The 1,098-nt window shown below is 65.8% G+C and carries 1 pseudogene; it reads left to right on the top strand.

Going from position 1 to position 1,098, the window contains the following annotated elements:
* Window positions 1–719, top strand: a pseudogene (locus D6T64_RS22345) (hypothetical protein); the annotation flags it as partial.
* Window positions 720–1,098: the final 379 nt, after the last annotated feature.

The raw sequence follows: 1,098 nt of genomic DNA on the forward strand, positions 1-1,098 counted from the left end.
TCGCCGGCGGCACCCAGGTCACCCCCGACGTGACCGCCCCGGTCACCGTCCAGGGCAACGCCATCAGCATCCTCGGCGACAGCACCTCCACCGAAACGACCGGTCGAACGGGAACACTCGGAACACTCGGGACCTCGACCACCGACGGAGAAGACAGCATCCTCGGCGGCACCCAGCTGTTCGGGACCTTCGGAGCTCCGGTCGCGGTGACCAATAACGCGATCAGCGTCATCGGCACCTCGTCGACGACGGGCCTCACTTCGGCCACCGGGACCACGGGGACTACTGGAACCACTGGCACCACCGGGACCACCGGGACCACCGGGACCACCGGCACCACCGGCACCACCGGCACCACTGGCACCACCGGGACCACCGAGACCACCGGCACTACGGGAACCACGGGAACCATTGGCACCACGGGAACCGTCGGCACCAGTGGCACCACCACCGGCTCGACGGGCGGCACCACGGCGACCGGAGGTTCAGTGACAACGGGAGTGACGGCATCCGTCGTCATCGGTTCGAGCACGGCCGCGGGAACCCTGGCCGGGTCTGGTGACGCCACCCTCGGCGGCAGCTCCACAGCCGCCGTCACGGTCACGTCGCTGGCTACAGCAGGATTTGAGGAGTCCCCGTTGCTGGCGGTGGCCCTGCTCCTCCCGCTGATGGGAATGGGCCTGCTGATGGGCGACCGGTTTCGCACCGTGCGGCTCTAGGCGACATTTGAGCGCTGCAACTTAGCACCCACGAACCGGGCGCGCCGGGCCATCTGGCACAGCGCGCTCGGTTTGGCGCGTCCGGAACTCTTTGTGTCGCCATGGCCGTGTCGCCAGGCGGCAAAGAATACTTGAAAGTTTTTTCTGGGGCGACTGGTTGAGGCGCTATTTGGCCCCGGTTCGGGGCGGGAATGTCAGAGGTTCAGTATTGACTAATGCTCATGAAGAAACCTGAAGAAGTACCCAATGAGGAGCCTGATGATGATGAGTACCCGTCTCCGGACCCGTTTGAGGCGGCGCGGCGGGCGTTGAAGCCGGGGATGGAGAGGTGCAACCGGTTTCTCGATGAGGTGGATGCGGCCGGTCGGTTGATGGCTCG

It is taken from the genome of Cryobacterium melibiosiphilum, from assembly GCF_003602235.1.
Classification (GTDB): Bacteria; Actinomycetota; Actinomycetes; order Actinomycetales; family Microbacteriaceae; genus Cryobacterium; species Cryobacterium melibiosiphilum.